The organism is Paraburkholderia rhynchosiae (assembly GCF_002879865.1).
In the GTDB taxonomy this organism is placed as follows: Bacteria; Pseudomonadota; Gammaproteobacteria; order Burkholderiales; family Burkholderiaceae; genus Paraburkholderia; species Paraburkholderia rhynchosiae.
The window spans coordinates 84,182-102,830 of the sequence record NZ_PNXY01000025.1 but is presented as its reverse complement, the minus strand read 5'-3'; the positions used below and the strand labels follow the sequence as shown (position 1 = coordinate 102,830).

The 18,649-nt window shown below is 61.9% G+C and carries 20 protein-coding genes and 1 pseudogene; 13 read left to right on the top strand and 8 right to left on the bottom strand.

Features of this window, described 5'->3' with window-relative positions:
- The first annotated feature begins 174 nt into the window (after positions 1–174).
- Entirely contained in the window at positions 175–564 is a 390-nt protein-coding gene (locus C0Z16_RS27685; protein ID WP_102635259.1) for a response regulator, read from the top strand.
- Positions 565–671: 107 nt separating this feature from the next.
- Here C0Z16_RS27685 and C0Z16_RS27680 read toward each other — a convergent pair whose 3' ends face one another.
- The gene (locus C0Z16_RS27680) at positions 672–1,157 is read right to left on the bottom strand and encodes a universal stress protein (protein ID WP_102635244.1); all 486 of its coding nucleotides are present in this window, start codon (positions 1,155–1,157) and stop codon (positions 672–674) included.
- A gap of 234 nt (positions 1,158–1,391) precedes the next feature.
- Here C0Z16_RS27680 and C0Z16_RS27675 point away from each other — a divergent pair, with 234 nt between their 5' ends.
- On the top strand, positions 1,392–2,081 hold the full coding sequence (locus C0Z16_RS27675) for a FadR/GntR family transcriptional regulator (RefSeq protein ID WP_102635243.1): 690 nt from the start codon (positions 1,392–1,394) through the stop codon (positions 2,079–2,081).
- A 91-nt stretch (positions 2,082–2,172) separates the two neighbouring features.
- Here C0Z16_RS27675 and C0Z16_RS27670 read toward each other — a convergent pair whose 3' ends face one another.
- Positions 2,173–2,766: an acyl-homoserine-lactone synthase gene (locus C0Z16_RS27670; protein WP_102635242.1), complete on the bottom strand. Its 594-nt coding sequence runs from the start codon at positions 2,764–2,766 to the stop codon at positions 2,173–2,175.
- Between the two features lie 153 nt (positions 2,767–2,919).
- Here C0Z16_RS27670 and C0Z16_RS27665 point away from each other — a divergent pair, with 153 nt between their 5' ends.
- On the top strand, positions 2,920–3,237 hold the full coding sequence (locus C0Z16_RS27665) for a helix-turn-helix domain-containing protein (protein ID WP_102635241.1): 318 nt from the start codon (positions 2,920–2,922) through the stop codon (positions 3,235–3,237).
- Here the strand turns inward: C0Z16_RS27665 and C0Z16_RS27660 are convergent.
- Positions 3,221–3,925, bottom strand: coding sequence for a helix-turn-helix transcriptional regulator (locus tag C0Z16_RS27660; RefSeq protein WP_102635240.1), 705 nt, complete (start codon positions 3,923–3,925; stop codon positions 3,221–3,223). The genes C0Z16_RS27665 and C0Z16_RS27660 overlap by 17 nt on opposite strands.
- A 657-nt stretch (positions 3,926–4,582) precedes the next feature.
- On the opposite strand from C0Z16_RS27660, the gene C0Z16_RS27650 reads away from it, so the two are divergent.
- From C0Z16_RS27650 to C0Z16_RS27630, 5 genes are all read left to right on the top strand, one after another.
- On the top strand, positions 4,583–5,521 hold the full coding sequence (locus C0Z16_RS27650) for an SMP-30/gluconolactonase/LRE family protein (protein WP_102635239.1): 939 nt from the start codon (positions 4,583–4,585) through the stop codon (positions 5,519–5,521).
- 268 nt (positions 5,522–5,789) lie between these two features.
- Complete coding sequence (locus C0Z16_RS27645) at positions 5,790–6,959, top strand: extracellular solute-binding protein (protein ID WP_102635238.1); 1,170 nt, start codon at positions 5,790–5,792, stop codon at positions 6,957–6,959.
- 78 nt (positions 6,960–7,037) lie between these two features.
- A complete protein-coding gene (locus tag C0Z16_RS27640) occupies positions 7,038–8,117 on the top strand; it encodes an ABC transporter ATP-binding protein (protein WP_102635237.1) in 1,080 nt (359 codons plus the stop codon).
- Positions 8,114–8,992 carry an ABC transporter permease gene (locus C0Z16_RS27635; protein WP_102635236.1) on the top strand — a complete coding sequence of 293 codons (879 nt, stop codon included), beginning with the start codon at positions 8,114–8,116 and terminating at the stop codon, positions 8,990–8,992. Before C0Z16_RS27640 ends, C0Z16_RS27635 begins: the two co-directional genes overlap by 4 nt.
- On the top strand, positions 8,992–9,921 hold the full coding sequence (locus C0Z16_RS27630) for an ABC transporter permease (protein ID WP_102635235.1): 930 nt from the start codon (positions 8,992–8,994) through the stop codon (positions 9,919–9,921). Before C0Z16_RS27635 ends, C0Z16_RS27630 begins: the two co-directional genes overlap by 1 nt.
- Before the next feature lie 31 nt (positions 9,922–9,952).
- Here C0Z16_RS27630 and C0Z16_RS27625 read toward each other — a convergent pair whose 3' ends face one another.
- Together C0Z16_RS27625 and C0Z16_RS27620 are read right to left on the bottom strand one after the other, a co-directional pair.
- Complete coding sequence (locus C0Z16_RS27625; RefSeq protein WP_279635084.1) at positions 9,953–10,588, bottom strand: short chain dehydrogenase; 636 nt, start codon at positions 10,586–10,588, stop codon at positions 9,953–9,955.
- A 175-nt stretch (positions 10,589–10,763) separates the two neighbouring features.
- Complete coding sequence (locus tag C0Z16_RS27620) at positions 10,764–11,216, bottom strand: DUF3005 domain-containing protein (protein WP_102635233.1); 453 nt, start codon at positions 11,214–11,216, stop codon at positions 10,764–10,766.
- A gap of 265 nt (positions 11,217–11,481) precedes the next feature.
- Between C0Z16_RS27620 and C0Z16_RS27615 the strand changes: the two genes are divergently transcribed.
- The 3 genes from C0Z16_RS27615 (at position 11,482) to C0Z16_RS27605 (ending at position 13,567) form a co-directional block, all read left to right on the top strand.
- Positions 11,482–11,715, top strand: coding sequence for a hypothetical protein (locus C0Z16_RS27615; RefSeq protein ID WP_102635232.1), 234 nt, complete (start codon positions 11,482–11,484; stop codon positions 11,713–11,715).
- A gap of 105 nt (positions 11,716–11,820) precedes the next feature.
- Positions 11,821–12,747, top strand: a complete 927-nt coding sequence (epsC, locus tag C0Z16_RS27610) for a serine O-acetyltransferase EpsC (RefSeq protein WP_102635231.1) — start codon at positions 11,821–11,823, stop codon at positions 12,745–12,747.
- Between the two features lie 55 nt (positions 12,748–12,802).
- Entirely contained in the window at positions 12,803–13,567 is a 765-nt protein-coding gene (locus C0Z16_RS27605) for an AraC family transcriptional regulator (protein WP_244201377.1), read from the top strand.
- Between the two features lie 62 nt (positions 13,568–13,629).
- Here the strand turns inward: C0Z16_RS27605 and C0Z16_RS27600 are convergent, their stop codons facing one another.
- Positions 13,630–14,148, bottom strand: a complete 519-nt coding sequence (locus C0Z16_RS27600; protein ID WP_102635230.1) for a metal-dependent hydrolase — start codon at positions 14,146–14,148, stop codon at positions 13,630–13,632.
- A 150-nt stretch (positions 14,149–14,298) separates the two neighbouring features.
- Positions 14,299–14,661, bottom strand: coding sequence for a sugar ABC transporter ATPase (locus C0Z16_RS27595; protein ID WP_102635257.1), 363 nt, complete (start codon positions 14,659–14,661; stop codon positions 14,299–14,301).
- Positions 14,662–15,265: 604 nt separating this feature from the next.
- On the opposite strand from C0Z16_RS27595, the gene C0Z16_RS27585 reads away from it, so the two are divergent.
- Entirely contained in the window at positions 15,266–15,826 is a 561-nt protein-coding gene (locus tag C0Z16_RS27585) for a hypothetical protein (protein WP_102635229.1), read from the top strand.
- Between the two features lie 180 nt (positions 15,827–16,006).
- A pseudogene (locus C0Z16_RS27580) lies at positions 16,007–17,963 on the top strand (PhoX family protein).
- 38 nt (positions 17,964–18,001) lie between these two features.
- Here C0Z16_RS27580 and C0Z16_RS27575 read toward each other — a convergent pair.
- Positions 18,002–18,460, bottom strand: a complete 459-nt coding sequence (locus C0Z16_RS27575) for a hypothetical protein (RefSeq protein WP_102635256.1) — start codon at positions 18,458–18,460, stop codon at positions 18,002–18,004.
- Positions 18,461–18,649 lie beyond the last annotated feature (189 nt).

The window sequence follows — 18,649 nt, the reverse complement described above, 5'->3', positions numbered from 1 at the left end:
AACTGATGCAGGCGAGGTTGCGTAGAAGCGGCGACGGCTATGCTGCAATACGGCAGCCTCGCCGCTTCGGGCTTCGCTCTTTCGCTCGCCGCGGCTGTGCCGATCGGCGATGTGAACCGCTCACGTAGGCATGCGCGTTGCGGAGAAGGTTGTCGAAGCGACAGGACATTGCACATGGCAACCGTACTGCTTGTAGACGACGACGCGCAAGCGTTGGACGCGTGGAGCGCAATCTGCACCGCCGCGGGCTACGAGGTAACGACTGCGCTCGACGGCCAGTCGGCGCTCGACAAGTTTATCGATTCTCCGGTCGACGTCGTGGTCGCCGACTGGCGCATGCCCACCATGTCTGGCAGCGAGCTGTGTCACCGCTTGCGCACGCTCCCCGGTCTCGCCGACGTCGCTTTCATACTTGTCTCGGGGGAGCCGAGCCCTCCCGCCTTCGTCAGCTTCGACGGGTTCCTGCGCAAGCCTGTGGATGGCCCCGTGTTGCTCGCCACAATGCGGCGGCTGCTCGAAGACCATGTGACGCATCGGGCATTGCAACGCGGCGGATCGACCTAGCGCCGGCCTGGTGTCGACGTGGTGTCGACCGGTGTCGACCTGGTGTCGACCTCGCGTCGATCGCCGCATTGAACGTCCCCAGCCGCTTCAACAATTCGCCAGCCCCCTCAGGCTTCGGCCTGGGTTTCCGCGTCGGCGGAAGATTTGCCTGCCGCTGACGGAATCAGCAGCACGGGCAAGCGAGCCTGGCGCACGCAACGCTCGGCGACGCTGCCGAGGATGAGGCGTTGAAATCCGCGCCGGCCGTGCGTACCCATGACGAGCAAATCCGCATTGAAATCGGCGGCGGCCTTCAGCACCGCGGTTGAAACATCATCGAGCGACGACGCTTCGGCGACGACAATCTCTCCCTTTACTCCTTGCGCGTCCATTTCGCGCGCGAACTCCACGCCGAGTTCCTTGCCTTCTTCGATAAGGCGGTTGCGTAGCACCGAAGGGTCATAGCCCGGCGCTTCGAAATACATCGGCGTGGTTTCGACGACATAGAACGGCTGCAAAACGGCGCCGGTGGATCGGGCGAGCGCGAGTGCCGCGTCGAAGGCACGGCGGGAAGTCTGGCTGCCGTCGACCGCTACGAGAATGCGTGTGTACATATCGACTCCACGTCAGGTTGCGAGCTTCAATGATCCTGCAAAAACTCGCGGTCAGACAGGATGTAAATCAACGGGTTCACAAATTTTGACACCGGCTCACCGATGTCGGCACAGCGTTGCGGGCCAAGCGCCGGCTGTTTGTCCTTCGATGCGCGAAGCATCGAGCGGAGAAAATGTCGCCCGGGTTTGCCTTACAATCGGAATCTACTCTGACAAGCTGCATCCGCCTGGCCGATGAACGAGCGCAAAACGACGGGCTTGCCCGACAAGATTTACGGCGACATCCTGAATCGCATTCTCGAAGGCGAGTACAAGGAAGGCCAGCGGCTGCCCACTGAACACGCGCTTGCCGACCGTTTCTCGACTTCCCGTCCGACGGTGCGCGAGGCATTGGCGCGGCTGCGTGCCGACGGCATTATCACGACGCGTCATGGCTCGGGCACGACGGTCGCGCGGCGGCCCGACCCGGATGTGCGGCGTTTTGCGCCGCTCGAGACGCTGTCGGACATTCGCCGCTGCTATGAATTTCGCATCGTCACGGAGACGGGCGCGGCCGAGCATGCGGCGCTCAAAGCCGACGCCGACGACATCGCCGCAATCCAACACGCGTGGGATCAACTGGAACGCATCGTTGAAACGCGCGGCATCGGCGCGCAAGACGACTTCATGTTCCATCTGGCGGTGGCGCGCGCGTCGAAGAACCCGTTTTTTATCACGGTCATGTCGTTCATCGAGGAACAGATAGTGTTCAGCATGAATCTGTCGCGCAACCTCTCGCTCGTGAAAACGGTGGAGCGACAGCGGCTCGTGCAGGCCGAACATAAAGCGGTGCTCGACGCGATCCGCCGCAAGGACCCACAGGCGGCGGGGCAGGCCATGCGAGCGCATCTCGAAAATGCGCTCGAACGGATGTTTGGTTCCTGATGCTTGCATGACCTTCGCAGGACCCGCCGCGGGCGGTTTGGCGGCCGTTACCGACGTACCGCCCTACGGCGGGCAGCAAGCAGCGGAGCAGCTAAGCGGCTGCGGCAATCGGCCCGAACAGGGCCGTGCGGGTCCTGGGACTCACTGCGATATCCAGCGCCACCGCGCGTTCCACACCAATTTGCAGCGGTGCGCCGAGCCGGCTGATCTCGATGCCGGTCTTGCGCAGCAGCCGTTCAATCGGCGTCGTGGTCACGGTCACGTAGCGCGTGATGCCCATGCGGTCCGCGAATGTCACGAGTTCATGGATCGCCTGCATCGTCACATCGGCAAAGCCGAACGACGTCTCTTCGCCGCTCGTATCGATGGCGAAACGGCTCAGCTCCCAGATATGCCGCCCGACCGGCGCCTCAGCGCCATGGAGCAGTTGCGGGAAGGTGTCCTTTAGCATGTTCGGCCCCTCGGTCGGCATCAGGCGCCAACAGCCGCGCACGTGCCGGTCGTCGCCCTGGATCAGCATGTAATGCGGTCCCAGCGCATCGTAGCCGTCGATCTCCATGCCCGCTATGGTCGGGATATCCCACCCCAGGCGGCCGTGAAACACCCGCGCCCGCAGGCGGTACATCTCGTTGATGTCCTCGTTGTCGAACTCTTGACGCGTTCCAATCCGGATTGCTGTTTGCATGACGTTCTCCTGAACGTGTTGGGGAAACCAATACGCAGGAAAACTTATGCATTTTGAATCGTTCCGCCACCTATCTACCTGGATAGGTGTGCATGCTTATCGGATATCGCAAAATTTGAGACAGGAACAGCACTCAACCGACGGGATACAAAAATGGAACTTCTCGACAATCACTGGCAATCGCAAACCGGTCTTCAAACGCGTCCGACGGAGCCCTCCACGGCCGTGGACCGGGTTCTGATCATTGCTTACCGCAAAAAGAAAAAAGAGAGCCAGCGCCGTTTCTGGGCTCGCTTCGGCGTCACGCAGTCGCGCGGCAGCCGCTTCGAATCCGGTGCGGAAATCCCGGCGCCGGTCTCCATCCTGCTGGGTCTGTACTTCACCAAAACTGTTTCCGATGCTGACTTGGGCCGCGCCGAACGGGTGTTGCACAGCCGTGACGCCGCCGCGTTGTTCAACCCGGGTCAATAAGCCCGAGCTGGGTTGCGATCACGGCTGCCGCGCGCCGCGAATTCACGCCGAGTTTCGTCCTGATGTTCTTCATGTGGAAGTTCACCACGGCTTCCGAACAACTCAGGATATGGGAGATTTCCCACGTGGATTTGCCGCGCGCGGTCCATTGAAGGCATTCGCGCTCGCGCGGCGTCAGCTTGGGCAATAAGGTCTGGGCGTGCGTACTCAAATGGCGCTGACTCGTGTCGATCACCAGGTCGCGCAATAACACGAGATTCGGCAACACGAGGTCGATATGACGCCAGAAGGTGTCGGTTGGATTGGCGTCGTTCACGAAGCACATCATGCCTGATTCCTGATTCGGTCCGTGGATTGGCAGCGTCACGCCGGCGCGCAAACCGTGACCGCGTGCTTCCTCGTACATGGATTGCTGCGGGGCGGTGGTGAAGATTTCCGGCGACCACACGAGCGGCGTGGAGCGCGTCGCGCAATGCGCGACCGTCGGATCGATGTGCACGAGGCCCTGTTCGTCGTAGGTGCGGCGCCACTCGGGCGCGTAGGTGCTGCGCACGTAGGCGTCTTCGAGGCGAATGGTCGGGCGCGGAAGCATCGCGACCAGAAGCCGGTCGAAACCCCATGTCTCGGCGAGACGTGCGACCGCACTGAACCATTCCGCTTCGCTGGCGGCGTCCAGCAGCGGCGCCATCTGCTCGATAAAATGTAGCGACAATTTCGACTCTCTCAGACTCGCAAATATTCCAGTGCGGATATTTGCGTAGGGTTTTATCTGCGACTGCATTTATCCACATAATCTATCACTAAAAATTATTCTGCAAAGCCGGGCGACGGACTTATACAGGATTATTAACCGCGCTGGCAATCGGCGTGAATAAAGCGGCGGCCGGATCAGATACCCAGTGCGATTAATTTTTACGCAGATAACGCTGTAACCGACATGCAGCAACGCTTTCAGCTGGCGCGCCAAATAATTTTCAATCCGTTTCGCCGGTCGAGCTGCCAAATAAATGGGCAAAACGACTTTAATCGCCATATGGGCGATATTTACTTGGCGTAGCGATTCTGCTGACCCAAAATTACCGGCCCGCACAGGTTTTCGCCAGGCGGCCCTCTATTGTCATACGAGAGCGAAGCGCGGCGCTTCGAGGTTTGACGGGTCCGCGCAACGGCTTCGCGTCGACTCTTGGTGCTCCAGGTTGTAGGACAACCGCTGCTCGGTTCGACGCCGCCGGAACATCATGCGAAGATCGCTGACGCGGCGCGCACGCTGCTAGCGCTAGAAAGCACGTATGAGTGTGCTTTCTAGCGCGCATTGGACAAAGCCAACCCATCCACATAGAGACAGATGACCGATAACAGCCGACGCTATCCCGATCCTTCCGTGCGCGTGTTCGATCCGCGCTTCAAGTCGCTGACTCTTGCGTCGGCGTCCGTCGAGTGTCTGTATCAAGGCGCGCGCTGGTCCGAGGGGCCGGTCTGGTTCGGCGACGGCCGCTATCTGCTGTGGAGCGACATCCCGAACGACCGCATCCTCCGCTGGGACGAAGCAAGCGGCGCGGTCAGCACGTTCCGACAGTCGTCGAACAATGCGAACGGACATACTCGCGACCGGCAAGGTCGGCTCGTCAGTTGCGAACATCTGACGCGGCGCGTCACGCGCACCGAATACGACGGCTCGATCACCGTGCTTGCCGATCGTTACCGCGGCAAGCGTTTCAATTCGCCGAATGACGTGGTTGTGAAATCGGACGGCTCGATCTGGTTCAGCGATCCGACTTTTGGCATCGACAGCTTCTACGAAGGCGAGCGGCAGGAGTCGGAACTGCCCGCGTGCGTGTACCGGATCGACGGCCAATCGGGCGAAGTGAACGTGGTTGCCGACAACATACTGGGACCGAACGGCCTCGCCTTCTCGCCGGATGAGTCGGTGCTGTATATCGTCGAATCGCGCGGCGAGCCGCGCAAGATTCGCGCTTTCGACGTCGGCGGCAATGGCGCCGCGCTCACAGACAACCGCGTGGTGATCGACGCGGGCCCAGGCACGCCGGACGGCTTTCGCGTCGACATCCACGGGAATCTGTGGTGCGGTTGGGGCATGGGCACCGACGAGCTGGACGGCGTGCGCGTCTTCACGTCGCAAGGCGAGCCGATCGGCCACATCGCATTGCCGGAGCGCTGCGCGAACGTGTGCTTCGGCGGACGTCATCGCAATCGCCTGTTCATGGCCGCGAGCCACGGGCTGTATTCGCTGTATGTGAATACCCAGGGCGTGCGCGGCGGCTGATCGGGAGCTTCATCAGAGCGCCTTTGCTGGCAGTTGCCTGACAAATAGCCGTGGCGCAAGCTAGCGGCTCGGGGTTTGCCCTCGTATACAGCGAGTCAAACCATTGAACGCAAAGGCCTGAAGGGAAAAACCGCCTGTTTCACCGGCAAAACCAGGTTAAGAGTATTTGCTTGACATCGGCTGTTCGGCTTCGCTATGTTGCAGTGGTTGAAAGAGACGCCCGGGGCATTCGACCGGCCGACCTCATACCAAGAAGCGAGGAGACGCAATGACTGTTTCGCACAGGTTGGCGCTCAGGCTGGTGTCGATATGTCTCGCGGCGAGCGCCGCATTCGCATCCGCCGCGCACGCGGCTGATGCGGTCACACTCAATATCGTCGACGTCGCCGGCGATCTTCAACTCACGCGCAACGGCTTCGAGGCCTTCAAAGCGAAGTACCCGAACCTCGTCGCGAATATCACCTACACGAACGCGCCCGCGCCGCAATTGCCGGGCAAGATCAAGGCGATGCAGGCGGCGGGCCGCTCGGACATCGACCTCGTGCTGACCGGCACCGACGCGCTCGCGGCCGGCATCGAACAGAACCTGTGGACGAAGCTGCTGCCCGACAACGCAGCACAGTTCCCCGGCGTGCTCGACAAATACGCGCCGGGTCCGCGCAAGATGCAGGATCTCGCGCAGGGCTACGGTCTCGAGGTCGCGTATATGCCGGCTGGACCGCTGCTTGAATTCAACCCCGCAAAGGTCAGCGACCCGCCGAAGACGCCCGAGCAACTGCTGCAATGGTGCAAAGCGCATCCGGACAAGCTGATCTACGCGCGGCCCGCAAACTCGGGACCGGGCCGCACGTTCCTGATGGGCTTGCCCTATGTGCTCGGCGACAAGAATCCGCAAGATCCGATCAACGGCTGGGACAAAACGTGGGCCTTCCTCAAGCAGTTGAACGAATGCATTCCCTACTATCCGGGCGGCACGTCGGCGGTCATGAAGGAGCTCGGCGAAGGCACGCGCGACATGACCGTGACGGTGACGGGCTGGGACATCAATCCGCGCGCACTCGGTATCGTGCCGGCCGATTTTCGCGTTCAGGCGTTCGACAACATGACGTGGGTGAACGACGCGCACTACATGGTGATTCCCAAGGGCGTGCCGAAGGAAAAGCTCGACGTGATCTACAAGCTGATGAACTTCATGCTCGAGCCCGTGCAGCAGGCCATGACTTACGACGACGGTTACTTCTATCCGGGGCCGGCCATCAAGGGCGTGACGGAAGCGCAGGCGCCCGCGCATAGCCAGGAAGTCCTGAAGAAGTACGGGCGGCCTGAGTACGCGAAGCTGCTGGCGGATCGCCCGCACGTGTTGCCGCTGAATGCAGCCGCGATGGTCGCCGCCTTCAGGAAATGGGACACCGAAGTAGGCGCTCAAAAGACGAAATAGCGCAGACCAGATAGCCCGCGTTTCCATTCATGCCAGCGCGATTCGCGCGTGACGCGTCACGCGCATCAGGGAACCGCCATGAAGCATCACTTTGAACAGTTGCGGCTCGATTCGGTGAGCCGCAGTTTTACGAATGCGGAAGGCCAGTCGATCGCGGCGCTGCAAGGGCTCGATCTGAACATCCGGCGCGGCGAATTCATCGCGTTGCTTGGACCTTCGGGTTGCGGCAAGTCGACGGCGCTGAACTGCATCGCCGGATTGCAACCGTTGAGCGGCGGCCGCATCTGGCTCGACGATAAGCGCATCGACGTATTGCCGCCGGAAAAGCGCGGCTTCGGCATGGTGTTTCAGAACTACGCGCTATTTCCGCACATGAGCGTGCTCGACAACGTGGGTTTCGGCCTGAAGATGCGCGGCGTCGGCAAAAGCGAAATCATGCGACGCGCGCGAGAGGCGCTGCAACTCGTGCAACTTGTCGGCCATGAGCGCAAGCTGCCTGGGCAACTGTCGGGCGGTCAGCAGCAGCGCGTGGCGATTGCGCGCGCCATTGTGATCGAGCCGCCGCTGATTCTGATGGACGAGCCGCTGTCGAACCTCGATACCAAGCTGCGCATTGAGATGCGCGCTGAAATCCGCCGCATTCACAGTCAGCTCGAACGCGCGACGCTGTACGTCACGCACGATCAGGACGAAGCGCTGTCGATGGCCGATCGCATCGTCGTGATGCGAGAGGGCCTGGTGCAGCAGGTCGCCACGCCGAAAGAGGTCTACACGCGGCCGCAGAATCTGCATGTCGCACGTTTCATGGGTTATCGCAACGTCGCCGAATTCACGCTCGAAGGCATGCAAGGTGAAGGCGTTCTTGTGAGCGCCAACGGTGTGCGCCTGATCGGCACGCCGATGGCCGGCTTCAACGGCAAACGCGTGAGCGTGGCGCTGCGTCCGGAAGACATGGAACCGGCCGCGCCCGGTGCGGAGAACGCGTTCGACGCGTTGGTGACGGTCGTCGAATACGGTGGCAACAGTTCGCTGCTGCGTGTGAAGACGGCGTTCGGCGAGTTATGGGCGCGCGTCGCCGGCGAATTCGAAGAGGGTCAACCTATCAGCTTGCGTGTGCCGCCGTCACGCACGCTCGTCTATGACGGAGAGGCGGCATGAACACGCCCATGCCATCAGCGCCGGTCGCGCCGCGCGACGGCAAGGCGTGGCTGGTTACGCCAGCGCTGATTTTCATCGTCGCGTTGTTCATCTATCCGTTCGCGTACGGTCTCGCCTTGTCATTCCGGCCGATGAACGGCGGCAGCCTGTGGACCAACTATCTGACGTTCTTCACCGACACGTCGATGTGGCCCACGATTCTCGTCACGCTGAAGCTCGCGGTACCCGCCACGCTCATCAACGTGGGCGTGTCGGTACCGGTCGCGTTCGCGCTGCGCCGCCATTCGCCGTATCAGAAGATCGTGACCACGCTGCTCGTGATTCCGGTCACGCTCGGCACGGTGTTGATCGCCGACGGCATGCTCACTTACTTCGGCCCCAACGGCTGGTTTCCGCAAGCGCTGCAAGGCTTGCACCTCTACACACGCGAAGTGCGGCTCACGCATAACTTCTGGGGCGTGCTGATCTCGCTGATCGTGTCCGGCTTTCCGTTCGCCTTTCTGTTGACGCTGTCGTATGTGACCGGCATTGATCCGACGCTCGCGAGCGCCGCCGCGACGCTCGGCGCGAGTCCGTGGGAGCAGTTTCGCCGCATCTATTTGCCGCTGCTCGTGCCGGGTTTGACGATGGCCGCGTGTCTATCTTTCGTGCAGGCGTTCTCGGTGTTTCCGTCGGCGGTGCTGCTCGGTGCGCCCGCCGGACCGACGCGCGTGATGTCGATCGCGGCCGCCGAAGCCGCGTTCGAAAGTTATGACTATTCGCTCGCGTCCGCGATTGCGATGGTGATGGGCTTCGTGCAACTGCTGGTGGTGGCCGCGATGCTCGGCGCGCGCCGCTTCTTCTATAGCGGTCCTGCTACGGGAGGCAAAGGCTGATGACGACCGAACATCGCGGCACGTCACCTTCGTGGTCCGCGTCAGCATCGAAACAGAATGGCGACGATGCCCGCCAGCCGGGCAAGCGTGTGAAGCCGCACGCGAGCGTATCGGGCCGCGTGTGGCGCGTGATCGTATGGGGCGCGATGGTGTTCTTCCTCGTCAACGTCGTATTGCTGATCGCGACCGTGGCGGTGAATTCAGTTGCGACGCGCTGGTTCGGCACGTTGCTGCCGCAAGGCTTCACGCTGCATTGGTATGCGCAGGCGTGGAGCGACTTTCAGTTGGCGAGCGTGCTATGGGTGACGGTCGAAGTGGTCGGCGCGGTCGTATTGCTGTCGGTGTTGCTCGGCGTGCCCGCCGCCTATGCGCTCGCGCGCGTGCAATTTCGCGGCAAGCGCATCGCGATGCTGATCTTCCTGTTGCCGCTGATGGTGCCGCCCGTCACCTACGGCATTCCGATGGCGACCGTCATGTACAAGATCGGTCTCGCCGGCACGTTGAGCGGCGTGATACTCGCGAATCTCGTGCCCGCGCTGCCGTTCGTGATCCTCGTGATGACGCCGTTCATCGAACAGATCGATCCGAATCTCGAAGCCGCGGCGCGCATTTTCGGCGCCAACACGTTCCGCTATTTCCGTTACGTGCTGCTGCCGTTGCTCGTGCCCGGCATGCTGGCCGCCGCGCTTCTCGTGCTCGTGCGCACCATCGGCATGTTTGAGCTGACGTTTTTCACGGCCGGGCCCGCGACGCAAACGCTTGTGGTCGCGTTGTACTACGCGGTGTTTTCAACTGGCGTGCGCGCGCCGCAATCCATCGACGCGATGGCGATGATCTACATGGCGATCACGCTGATCTGGGTGTTGATCGCTCTCCAGTTCGTGAGCCCGACGCAGATCGTCTCGCGCGTGAAGGAACAGAAGCAGTGAGCGGCGCAACGCATCGGGCAAAGCCGAGCAATCAATATCCCACGCGATAGACGCGGCCCGTTTGCGCGCCTTCGACGCTGCGCAAATAGGCCTGTGCCGCGCGTTGTGCGGTGACAGGTTCGAAGCCGCGAAAGTAGGGCGCATAAGCGTCCATCGATTCCGTGAGCACGGTCGGACTCACGACGTTAATGCGGATGCCGCGTGGCAACTCGATCGCCGCGCCGCGCACGAATCCTTCCAGCGCGAGATTGACGGTCGTCGCATTTGCGCCTTCGCGAATCGGTTCGTCGCCGACAATGCCGCTCGTCAGCGTAAATGAGCCGCCGTCGTTCACATAGTTCTGCGCGGCGAGCACCACGTTGATCTGCCCCATCAGCTTATCGCGCAGCCCGACCCAGAACTGTTCGATGCTCATCTGCGGCAGCGGGCCAAAGTGCAGCTTGCCGGTCGTAGTGACGATGCCATCCACTTTGCCGATGTCGCGAAAGAGACGCTCGACGCTCGCCGGATCTGTGCTGTCCACCTGATACTGGCCGCGCGTCGCGCCGACTTCGATGACTTCATGGCGAGCCTTCAGCTCCGCGCTCACTGCCTGGCCCAGCGTGCCCGTGGCGCCGATCACGACGATCTTTTTCATCTGCTGCTCCGTGAGTTGACGTGCAGCCAATTGTGCGCTGCGCTCGGCAGCGGAAAAAGCCTCGGTGGCGAGCAGGTCTTGCAACCCCAAGTTTCTAATCGGCGACAAGCGATAAAAAGAGCACCGCGATTTAAACGGTGCGCGCTTTCAAATCTGCTTACAAATACGCCCTGTCGCGATCATTCAAACGCAGCGCAGCGAGTGATTATTTCACCCGATGTATTTCGATCACGCGCGTGGGCCGCAAATGATTAAGGGCGTAATGAATGCGGCCACGTTCATTGCGGCTGCCGATCGCCCGGGGATCGTCGAACTGATGATCCGCCGAATAGGCACCCTGCGGCTCGATCATGCCTTTATCGATTACCGTATAGCCCGGTTCAAGCGCCAGCAGCAGATGATTCCCGCCAGGCCGACTGTCGAATCCGGCCATGCCGTCGAGCGCTTCGGGCACGCTGTTGCTGAGCGTTGCGTTGCTGGTGGTGATCTCGTCGGGCGCGATCGGGCTCTGGCCAGCGATGCGAGCGGCCTCGTGATTCTTGCCGTCGGTGTCGACCGTGCTGTCGTGCGTGCGGTCGTTGTGCAGTTCAGCGGTGCGCGGACCGCGCGTGCCCGCCTGCTTGATCGCATCTGCTGGCTTGCTGATATCGCTGTTCATATGCATTCTCCTTTCAAGAGGTCAGGTGAGAGACAGCAAAGTCCGTTCCTTTCCCAAGGCGATTGCGTGCGCGCGCCTTTCGTTTTTTTTAATGAACGCGCATTTTCTACAGAGTATGATCATACTCCGGCGAGCGAAGCGCTGTGATTCAAGCGCTGTAATCGGGACGCTGTAATCGCGATTCTTACTGCTGTTTGTTCAGGACCGGCGCGACGAACGCGCGCTTACTCAAAACATTCTACGGGGCCGTCAGGGCGGGTGACACATGCACTTCGATGCTGCATTCACACATCGCGGCTATTTGTTAAATTGCGCACCGGCGCGTGTCGGCGACGGCAGTTGGCAACCTTACGTGGTCATTTCGCGGTCGAGCGACGGCGAACTGGTCGCCAACCGTTTTTTCCCTACCGATCTGCGCTTTCACGACGAGGCCGCCGCCATCGCGCATGCGCGCGACTGGGCAATGCGCTGGATCGACGCGAGCAGTCTGACCATCTGAGCGCACGCCGCGCCTTCGCGCGAGGCTGCGCGAGCCGCGGCAAAACGCGGTAATCTCTCGGGACAATCACTCCATACCGTGCTCATCGCGCGGCGCTGTCCTCTTATGCCTAACGTGCCTTCCCATAACTGGGGCCTTGAACAGATCGTCGCCGACCTGCGTGCGTCGCGTGAGGAACTGCATCGCACCCGGCATCCGCTCGGCATTCGCGAATTGCCGTCGCGCCACGCGGTGGTCGACATCGTCGCCGGCCTGCGTGCGGCGCTCTTCCCCACGCATTACGGCGCGCCCGATCTGACTGACGAAACCGTCGACTACTACGTCGGCCACACGCTCGAAAGCACGTTGCGTCTGCTCGCGGAACAGATCCGCCGTGCGCTGCGGTTTCTGCCCGAACACGCGCAAACGCCCGAGGCGGAGTTGGGCGAGCGTGCGTTCGACGTCGCGCGCGAATTCGGCACGCAGTTGCCCGGCATTCGCGCGCTGCTGGTGAGCGACATACAGGCGGCTTTTACCGGCGACCCGGCCGCGCAGCACATCACCGAAATTCTGCTCTGCTATCCGGGTGTATGGGCGATGACGCATCACCGTCTCGCGCATGCGTTGCATCGTCTCGGCGTGCCGCTGCTCGCGCGTTTCATCAACGAGATTGCGCACTCGGCAACCGGCATCGACATTCACCCCGGCGCGACTATTGGGCCGAGTTTTTTCATCGACCACGGCACGGGCGTAGTGATCGGCGAGACCGCGATCATCGGCGAGCGCGTGCGCGTGTATCAGGCGGTGACGCTCGGTGCGAAGAGCTTCGCCGCGGATATCGACGGCGCGCTCATCAAGGGCAATGCGCGGCATCCGATCGTCGAGGACGATGTCGTGATCTACGCCGGCGCGACGATCCTCGGACGAGTGACCATCGGGCGAGGCTCGGTGATTGGGGGCAATGTGTGGCTCACGCATAGCGTGCCGCCGGGCAGCAGCGTGTCGCAAGGCAAGGTCCGCGAAGGCGAGCGCGGCGAAGAGGGGCGGCGCTGAAATGCGCGGGCGCGTCCACATGCCGCGTTGCGCGATTGCCGGCATCGAAGCAACCATGGCCGAAACCGCCCATGCGTTTCCGCGTCACTCCCACGACCGTTTTGGCGTTGGCGTGATTGTCAGCGGCGGGCATAAATCGGCGAGTGGCCGTGGCCCTGTCGAAGCGCGTGCGAACGACGCGATCATGGTCAATCCCGGTGAAGTGCACGATGGCAGTCCGCTCGACGAGCGTGGCCGCGTGTGGCGCATGCTGTATTTCGAGCCGCCGATGCTTGCCGGCGCGGCAACCGAATTGAGCGGCGCGGCAGCGCGCGAAATCGAGCTCACGCAGCCGGTGGTGCATGATCCGTTGCTCAAGCGTCTCTTCGAACGATTATTTGCCGTGGCCGTGCTGGCGCCTTCCGTGCCTGATGACCTGGCGCGCGAACATGTTTTGCTCGAACTGCTCGCGCATCTGCTTTCCGCTCATGCGACCCGTCATGCGCAGGCTTTGCCGTCGCATTCCGTCGGGCCAATTGCGCGAGCGAAGGCGCGCATCGACGACGATCCCGCCGCGCCGCTCACACTTGCCGATCTCGCCGATGAAGCCGGCATGAGCCGCTTTCAGTTGCTGCGAGGTTTCGCACATCAAGTAGGTTTGCCGCCGCACGCATACCGGATGCAGCGGCGCGTTGTGTCGGCGAGGCAGTTGATCGCACGAGGTGCATCACTCGCTGACGCCGCGCTCGCCGCTGGCTTTGCCGATCAGAGCCACATGACGAGGGCTTTCGTGCGCCTGCTCGGCGTCACGCCCGCGAACTACGCTGCTGCGATGCGTTGATAGGCGGCATGCTTCGCGCGTTTCAATCGGCGTGTTTCAACCGTCGTGTTTCAATCCGTGGCTCACAAGCGCAAGTGCTGCAACAGCTCAAGCCCATGCACGCCAGGCAGCCCCACATGCTGACCGACCCACCACGCCGCGACCCACGAGGCGGCGACCACAATTAGATCGCAGTGTCCGCTATTCCAGAGGTTCAACGAATGCCGTCCGGCGATCCACGGCACACCGAGCGGGTTTGGCCAGTCGGCAAGCAGATGCATCAGGCCGCCGCACGCGAAGCCGAACGCGGGCGCTGCATAGATCGAATGCCCAAGCTCGCGATATGACACCGCGAGCAACGCGATCCAGCCGATGCCCCAATGCGTCAACGTGCGATGTGTGATCCACAGGCGTCGCGCGCGCGACCACCACGCGACTTCGAGCCAGTCCGGCGCCGTACTGCCCGCAACCCCGGCGATAAAACTCATTAGCATGCCGATATAAGGTGCGCCACCGGGGCCGCCGCCGCTGCGCGCGACGAGGGCCGCCGCGATGACGCCGGCCGCAAAACCGGTTGCATGATGTGCTTTGCTGGATGCCATTAAAGCTCACGGCGCAGCGCGCCGCATGAAGAACAAAGGGCGCCTATGTTCGCAGATGAGCGGACAAAAAAATAGCCGGGACGTCGATTAAAAAATCGCGTGCCGGCGTGGCACGTCAAGCACGAGCGAAGCGTGCATGAACGAAGGGCATCAGGTCACGCAGCGCGCAATATCGAAGCGCATTTCCTCTTCAGGTGGATCGTCTGGCGCATCGACCGGGCGCACCACCTTGATAACGGAACCGGCGTTCGAGGGCGTCAGCGTGACGAAGTACGAGTTGTTCGAACTGGAGCCGACCGCGATCTCGGTCGCACTGCCCACGCGCGACACGTGTGCGCGTGACAAGCGGCTTTCGAGGCAATGGGCGATATAGGCGGGCGCGCGCTGCGAGGACACGTAGATCATGGGCTGCGACGCGTCGCGAGCGGCAGGCCCGCTGGAGGAACCGCAAGCCGCGAGCGTGGCAATGGCAATGGCAACAACAGCGGGAGCAAGCAGGAAGGTTCGTTTCATGGTGAGGTCGTCGGCGTCCCCGGTCATGTGCGGGAACTTGGGGCGCGGGCGAAGCACAACGCGATCAATCCAGCAATCAACGCAAAAGCTTGCTTCGCGACGAAGCCGCCATCCCGCCGCGTTGCAAGCACGTTGCAATCGTGATGAAGAAAGCGGACCGCCCGAGTATACCCAGCACACGCTTGAGCGGTGACCTTCGTTACACGCTGAAACCTCTCGCTCATGGAAAACGCGCAGCGCGATCTTGTCACGCGCGAGTTCACCGAGAGCGCGAATCGGTGCGTCCGCGCTGCAAACACTGCGTGGAAGCCTGGAAGCGGTGACGCAAGCCGACAGCCGCGGCAGCCTGATTGCCGGTCGACGGCGGCGCCAGCGTGCTGATCGCCGCCCAGCTCTTCGCTGCCGCGCAAGCCGAGTACGTGGTCGACACCGAACCGCTGCCTTGCTGTCAGTTGCTATGGCCGCCCTGGTTGTTCGAATACACGCGCGAAATACCCGCGGCGACTTGTCCGTTCGTCAGAGGGACGCATCCTGTACAGACGGGGCAGGTAGAATCGCATGCTCGATATATGTTTTCCGTCCAGCGAAAGTGAGTGAACCTGTAATGACCGATCCAACCCTTCCATCGTCCGACAACGCTGCTGATCCCGCGACGGAAGGCTCGTCCGCAATGGACACCGTGCAGGTCGACGCCGAGCCCGAAACGCTGCACGAAGCGCGTCTTTGGCGCGACGACGGCTGGACCGCGCGCGTCATCAAGAACGAAGACGACGAAGGCTGGGCCGTCGAAATGATCAAGGACGGCGAAGCGGAACCCGCGCTGGTCGGTCCATGGACCATGGGCCGCAACAAGAAAGATCCCAAGCCGCTCGACACGGGCGCGTTCAACACGCTCGTGAAAACCGCGTCTGAAGTGTTGCGCCGTCACGAGCAGCAATTACGCGCGCAGCTTCACAAGGAGGTGCGCGTGTCGAGTGCGGATGGCAACGGCGAACTCGACATCACGCTCGACATCGTGCCGGATGAAGACGAGCCGTACGCGCTGCTGACCGCGCTCGACACATTCGGCGAACCGCTCGCGCAAGTGCAAGTGGCGCCCAGTTTCAAGTTGAGCAAGGCCAGCGCTTCCGCGTGGGTCGAGAATGAATTCCGGCGTCCGGGCTGAAGTCCACGTCTGAACCGCGCGGGCCTGAGTCGAAGTATTACCAATTCCTGTCAATATACTTTCACATTCACTTCATAGAATCCTCGCGTCATAGCGGCGCGAGTGCGAACCATGCGGTTTTAATCCGAGTCGTGCCGGCTGTGAGTCACCCACGTCACCCACAACCAGGATTACGACAACATGGCAGAGCCGTTCGACCCTTCCCGCCGCAAGGCCCTGAAACTGTTCGCCGGCGTACCGATGCTGCCGTTAGGCGGGTTCGCCACGGCTTCCATGTTGAGCGCCTGCGGCGGCGGCAGCAACGATGTGGCGAGCACGGTCAAGCCGGCCGCCAACTTCATGTCCGCGGCTTTTAGCGCGATGACCGCGCCGACGCTGACCGACCCCGCCGCGATGGCGAAAACGACTGTGGGCTCAACACTGACCGTGCAATTGAGCGACGGCAGCAGCCGCACGTTCAAGCTTTCGTATCAGCCGTTCTTCATCACCGGCGACAGCGTGGCGAACATCCAGGGCGGGACGATTCTCGCGGGCGGTTACTTTGACATCAACAATCAGCCGATCATCGACAAATCGGTTGCGGGCAAGGAGCGCCAGTTCTACTCCGATTGTCCGGATGGCAGTTCGCTGATCCGCCTCGACAATCCCACCGTGAAGGGCATCAAGGGCAACGCCGTGTTCGCGGTCGTGCAGTTCGAATACGCGACGCGCGATCAGAGCCTGGTGTCGATGTACGGTCAATTGCCGTCGCCGATCGCCGTCCTCACGCTCGATCAGGACCCGGCCACCGGCAAGCTCACGCTAGTTGGCTATCACAACGTCGATACATCGAAGGTGCACGGTTTGTGGATCACTTGCGGCGCGAGCCTGTCGCCGTGGAACACCCATCTGTCGAGCGAAGAGTACGAGCCCGACGCGACGACGATCGCCACCAACAGCCAGTTCAAAGGCTTCAGCCGCAACCTGTTCGGCAGCGAAACGACGGCGAATCCATATCACTACGGTCATCTGCCCGAAGTCACCGTCAACCCTGACGGCACCGGCTCGATCAAGAAGCACTACTGCCTCGGCCGCATCTCGCACGAACTGGTTCAGGTGATGCCTGATAGGCGCACCGTGCTGATGGGCGATGACGCCACCAACGGCGGCCTCTTCATGTTCGTTGCTGACCGCGAGGCCGATCTGTCGGCTGGCACGTTGTACGTCGCGAAGTGGACGCAGGTGTCGTCGAGCGGCGCGGGCGCGGCGACACTTTCGTGGATCAACCTGGGTCATGCGACCAGCGCGGAAATCGAGTCGCTTGCGAACACGCTGACCGCAAGCGACATCATGGACGTCGCGACCACGAATCCGGCCGACACGTCGTACACGAAGATCAACTTCAACGGCACATTCAACTGGATTCGCGTGAAGCCGGGCATGACGAAGGCAGCGACTTTCCTCGAGACGCACCGCTACGCCGCGCTGGCCGGCGGGCAGCGTGGGCTTCACGAAGCTCGAAGGCACGACCGTCAATATCAAGGACAAGGTGCTGTATTCGGCCATGTCGCGGGTCGAGAAGTCGATGGTGCGGGGCAACGCTGCGTCGACGGACGTGGCGGTCGACAAGGCCATCAGCGCCGGCGCGGTCTACGCGCTCAACATGAAGGGCGGCCAGCTCGACCGCAGCGGCGGCGCGATCAATAGCGACTGGGTGCCGGTCGATATGGCGGCGCCCGCGGCGCTGGTGGGCGAGGATCTGTCAACCGCCGACGCGCTCGGCAACACGGCAAACCCGGACCGTATCGCCAACCCGGACAACCTCAAGTTCTCGGAGAAGCTGCGCACGCTGTTCATCGGCGAGGACAGCGGCATGCACGTGAACAATTTCCTGTGGGCGTACAACGTCGATACGAAGACGCTTTCGCGCGTGCTGTCGTGTCCGTCGGGCGCGGAATCGACGGGCCTGCACGCCGTCGACGAAATCAACGGCTGGACCTACGTGATGAGCAACTTCCAGCACGTCGGCGATTGGGAAAGTCCGTTGCACGACAAGGTCAAATCCACACTCGATCCGCTCGTGCGCGCCAACTATAAAGACCGGTTCGGCGCGACGGTCGGTTATCTGACGGCCGATCCGACGTCGGTCAAGCTGTAGCCATCAGGCGAGGCGGCACGCGTACGCGAAGCGCCGCCTCAGCTCCGCTTGCAGAAAATCGCCGTGATGAGCGGCGCGACGCGGTGCACGATCGCCGTGCCACCGGCTGCCGTCACCGCGTTCCGGACCTTTGATTCGCTCCCGAATACCACGACACCATAGGCCGAACTCGCGACCGGCTCGCCTTCTCCCACGCGGAACATGGGATCGTCCTTCTCGTAACCGACCACCGCGAATATATGGAACCCGAACGCGGTCAGGTCCGCGCCTTGCGCAGGAGAAAATGCGTTGATCGAATTGCTTTCGACGCGCGTCGGCTTTGGATCGATCAGTTGTTGCGCGGCGAGATCGGCAATGAACTGATGACCGCTTTGATTGCAGGCGAGCGGCGTATCGAGAGCGGCCGCGTGACTCGCGAGCGGCAGCGCGCCGGTCGCGAGAGCGAGTACGGCGAAGAGAAAAGCACGCCATGCGGCAGACGGAAAAATGCGTTTCATAGCTTGGACGACGGCATATTCGATGTAGCGCGATGTAGTGTGTTCGCAACGGGCGGCGCGGCAAGAGGCAGAAGCCAGGCAACCCGCGAAGACGTTGCGCATCGAAGTGATCCGGCGGGACAGGCGCAACAGGATTCGCACTTTATCGCGATTCGGCAAATCCTGCTTCACGGATGGCTAGTCGGCAAT